Origin of the sequence: Ruminococcus sp. (genome assembly GCF_024691275.1) — a bacterium.
Lineage (GTDB): Bacteria > Bacillota > Clostridia > Oscillospirales > Ruminococcaceae > Ruminococcus.
Map to the genome: position 1 here is coordinate 1 of NZ_JAILNU010000053.1, position 4,296 is coordinate 4,296.

Genomic DNA, 4,296 nt, shown 5'->3' on the forward strand with positions numbered 1-4,296 from the left:
GACTGAAAAACATAAGCTCCTGCTGGACACAGGGCAGACGGACGCAGTAGTGAAGAACGCCGAGGTTCTGGGCATTGACCTTACTGCTGTCGATACCGTGATACTCAGTCACGGTCACTACGACCATTCGGGCGGTATTCTGCCTTTTTCAAAGCTCAACCTTTCCGCACAAATTATTATGCAGAGAAAGGCTGCCGAACCGCATTACAACGGTGAGCGCTACATCGGCATTGATACGGATATTCTCAAATTGCCGAATGTCCGGCTGATAGACGGCGATATGCAGCTTGACGATGAGCTGTTCCTGTTCAGCGGCATTGCAGGCAGGCGGTGCTATCCGCAGGGCAACAGAAAGCTGTCCTGTCTGAAAGAAGGCGTAAAGACAGAGGACGATTTTATGCATGAGCAGTGCCTTGTCATCACACAGAACGGCAAGCACTGGCTTCTGTCCGGCTGCGCTCATAACGGAATACTCAATATCCTTGACCGATACAGAGAGATTTTCGGAAACGCTCCCGACTATGTTATCACAGGATTCCATATGATGAAAAAAGACGGTGAGCACACCGAAGCAGAAAAAACGGTCATTATTCAGACAGCACAGGAACTCGCAAAGATGAACACGTTCTTTTACAGTGGTCACTGCACAGGTATCCCTGCTTTTGAGATGATGAAAGAGATAATGGGTGATAAGCTCATTGCTCTGCACAGTGGAGAAGAAATACTATAATAAAAAAGCTCTCACAGCCGAAACTGTGAGAGCTCTATTTGTTTATTCAGATAAACTCATTAACGTGAATATCACGCCAGCTTAGTATCCTACGCTTTGTGGACTTCGCGTAAAGGTATTCTTTAGCATCGTCCAGATTCAGCGTAAAACAGCCAATCTGAGTATATTTGGGAATTACTTTCCTTCGTTGATTGCAGCCTGTACTGCGGATAGGGCGGCAATCACAATTAAATCGATAAACGGCTATATTTAGCCGTAAATATGATGCTGTAAAAGTCCTCCATTGTCAGCTGTTATAATTGCATAGAACAAAATCAGGAACGTAAAAGAGGCAGCCGTAATGGCTGCCTTTTACATTATATTTCGTACTCTTCAAGTTTCAGCAGAGCTATCTTTTTATCCAGTCCGCCTGCATATCCTGTAAGCCTTCCGTCTGTCCCCACTACTCTGTGGCATGGAATTATAATTCCGATTGGATTATGTCCAACGGCACCGCCGACTGCCTGTGCTGACATACGCTCAACTCCTTGTCGTTCTGCAAGGATACGTGCGACTCCACCATAGGTTATAGTCTGTCCATAAGGTATAGTCAGAAGAATGTCGTACACAGCTTTTCGGAACGGTGTTGTGCGTCGACTTATAAGCGGAGTGAAGCTCGGCTCTTTTCCGCTGAAATAAATATCAAGCCAATTGCAGGTCTGCGTGAATATCGGCAGCTCCGCCTCGGTACTTTCATCAACTAATTTATTTGGAAAGTATTTCTGCCCATCGAACCATAAGCCTGTCAGTGCTTCTCCGTCACTGGCGAGGGTTATACCGCCAATAGGCGAGGTATAGTGAAATATGTTATTCATTATATCTTACTTCTATCATGTGTTTTTTAGTGTATATCTCGGACCTTCTTCGCCGATTGTTCCGTTAGGAACAAATCCGCACTTATCAAGCACTCTTTTTGAAGATATATTATCTTCATTTGTTTCGGCTTCCAGAGATGTAACGATTGGCTGTCTAAGAGCCCATTCAGATACTGCTTTCACGGCTTCGGTTGCATAGCCGTATCCCTGATAATCATCGTTGATACCATATCCTATCTTAGCGATACCATCAGGAGAAAGGCCTTTGAAGCACAATTCACCTATATGCGTTCCGTCTTTCAGCTCGATCATCCATATCGCATACCAATCCCACTGTTCGGAATGATCAAGGCAACCGTTCAGCATTTCGATGTACGCAGCTTTAAGGACATCAACTGTTTGTGATTCTATAAATACTTCCATCTGCTCTTTTGAGGCAGGGTATAATTTCAATCGTTCTGTTTCGATCATAGTAGTATCCTTATATCGGAATATGTTTTTAAATACATTCGTGCATTTGATTTATCTGCTTTTTCGACCAATTAAAGATAAGGTCTGACAGTCTTTCAAAATCTGATACGCCGCTGTTTTTTATCTGTATATAAGCAGAGATTATATCCTTTTCGATGCCTTCCGCTTTGCTGACAAGTTCCTGTAAACGTGCGATATATTCTCCTGATCGCAGATACAAAAGTGCCTGTATCACAAATGATGCGGCTTTATACAATCCTTTCAGTATTGCGGGATTTTTTTCATATATCAGATTATGAATGCAGGAGTGATAAATATTGCAGACTCCTATCCTGACTGACCGCCTGATATCATCAACAGTTATTTGCGGAATAATATCATCAAGAGTTCCGATTATCGGCTTCGTATCATTATAGAACTGAAACAGATCAGATACCTCCCGGTTCCTGAGGTCATCAGCATCAGAAAGAAATCCACAGAATAATTCTCTGTGCGGAAGGGCGTCAAGCATAGTTCGGTAACGTCTGACATCATCACCTGAAAGATGATCGAGAATAACGACGAAATCAATATCGCTGCTTTCTGTTGCTTCTCCGCGTGCATAGCTTCCCTGTAAGCCAACGAAACATACCTTGTCGGGAAATGTATTTTGCAAGGCTGAGATAAATTTATCTGTCAAAGACGCTTTATCAATCATATCTGGTCTCCTGAACAATATGTGTTTTATTATTTACCTGATTGGATAAAAAGTCCCAACAGCCGAAACTGTCAGGACTTTTTTTCGCAGGAAGCTGTCAATGACCTTTATGCTTTTCCCTGCGTTTTTGCTGTTTAAGCTCAAACTGACGCTGCTTTTCGGCTTCACGCTGCTCCTTTGTTAGCTGTCTGCGTTCGGTCTTCATCTGCTCCTGCATAAGCTTCAGCACTTGCTGCGACTTAGTGCCGATACCTGTGGTACTGAGCTGCTTTCGTGCATTACGCTGCCGCCGTTTTGGGTTGTCAGCAGTCTGCTTTGTTTTCACCTTAACAGCAGGACTGAACTTCAACTTGTAGTAATACCTAAGTACGAATTCAAAGACTTCACGGTCCTTTGGTTCTGCTCCGAATATGACCTTAGCCGCTGAGAGTTTACCCTTTTCAGAGCGTTCAAATACTCCCACCCAGAAAGGCTCCTCGAAAAATACCGTCAGCATACCGTTCGTTTTGTCCATATCTTTCCCTCCTGAAAATGGATATAGACAAAGAACGGACAACCCGGAGGGGCAGGTTACTTACCCTGTAATCACAGGACGGCCGGGCTACCTACCGGCTCTGGCATACCCGAAGGTACACGTTGCGTTTTTATCTTTGTCATCTGATCGCACAGTAGTGCTGTTTATATCATAACATATCTGCAACGTCCGGTCAAGACTATGGGTTGACGGAATTTCACCTTTCGGTTATAATAATATTAAGCCTAAGTCATCAAAAATTCTGTAGGCAGATACGCAGCAAACGACGTAATATCGCAGATGACACGATTTGTGTCACCGGTGCGACGATGCGGTTCTTTACTTTTTTCAGTCTTCGTGTTACCATGAAATCAGCTGGAAGGCAATCATCTGAAAGGAACACGGAATTATGAAAAAGAACGGAATAAACACACTTATCACAGGCGTATTAATGCTGATACTCTTTGCAGTCTGGACTGTACTGATACAGACAGTTGATGTTCAGGCAGTGGGGCAGAACGGAACAGACATCGGTTTCGCAAGTCTGAACACATGGTTTCATAAAATGACAGGCATTCATATGTGGGTGTATACCGTCACCGACTGGCTGGGACTTGTGCCGATCTTTATCTGTATTATATTCGGAGCTGTAGGTCTGGTTCAGCTCATAAAGCGGAGAAGCCTTCTCAAAGTGGATAAGGATATTATCCTGCTTGGTATTTACTATATCCTTGTGATATTTGGTTATCTCATATTTGAGATGATACCTATAAACTACCGACCGATACTTATAGAAGGTCGTATGGAGGCTTCTTATCCGTCTTCGACAACGCTTCTTGTTATGAGCGTAATGCCAACACTTGCCTTTCAGATGCAGCGAAGAGTGCGAAATACTAAAGTCAGGTACGGACTTTATGCGTTTACAGTCTTATTCACGGCGTTTATGGTCGTAGGACGAAGTGTTGCGGGAGTACACTGGCTGACAGATATAGCAGGCTCTGTACTGCTTAGCACGGGACTTTACCTCATT

General features: G+C 43.7%; 6 protein-coding genes. 2 read left to right on the forward strand and 4 right to left on the reverse strand.

All coding sequences use genetic code 11. The features are described from left to right. The coding region (locus K6G33_RS06385; protein ID WP_296777453.1) for an MBL fold metallo-hydrolase at positions 1 to 730 on the forward strand (730 nt) is incomplete at its 5' end. A 356-nt stretch (positions 731 to 1,086) separates the two neighbouring features. Here K6G33_RS06385 and K6G33_RS06390 read toward each other — a convergent pair. The 4 genes from K6G33_RS06390 to K6G33_RS06405 all read right to left on the reverse strand — a co-directional run bounded on the left by K6G33_RS06390 (position 1,087) and on the right by K6G33_RS06405 (position 3,266). Then, the gene (locus K6G33_RS06390; RefSeq protein WP_019680287.1) at positions 1,087 to 1,584 is read right to left on the reverse strand and encodes a methylated-DNA--[protein]-cysteine S-methyltransferase; all 498 of its coding nucleotides are present in this window, start codon (positions 1,582 to 1,584) and stop codon (positions 1,087 to 1,089) included. Between the two features lie 15 nt (positions 1,585 to 1,599). Then, positions 1,600 to 2,055 carry a GNAT family N-acetyltransferase gene (locus tag K6G33_RS06395; protein WP_296777457.1) on the reverse strand — a complete coding sequence of 152 codons (456 nt, stop codon included), beginning with the start codon at positions 2,053 to 2,055 and terminating at the stop codon, positions 1,600 to 1,602. A gap of 28 nt (positions 2,056 to 2,083) precedes the next feature. Next, entirely contained in the window at positions 2,084 to 2,752 is a 669-nt protein-coding gene (locus K6G33_RS06400; protein WP_296777460.1) for a nucleotidyltransferase domain-containing protein, read from the reverse strand. A gap of 97 nt (positions 2,753 to 2,849) precedes the next feature. Then, on the reverse strand, positions 2,850 to 3,266 hold the full coding sequence (locus tag K6G33_RS06405) for a YjdF family protein (RefSeq protein ID WP_296777463.1): 417 nt from the start codon (positions 3,264 to 3,266) through the stop codon (positions 2,850 to 2,852). A 409-nt stretch (positions 3,267 to 3,675) separates the two neighbouring features. Here K6G33_RS06405 and K6G33_RS06410 point away from each other — a divergent pair. Next, the coding region (locus tag K6G33_RS06410) for a phosphatase PAP2 family protein (protein WP_296777466.1) at positions 3,676 to 4,296 on the forward strand (621 nt) is incomplete at its 3' end.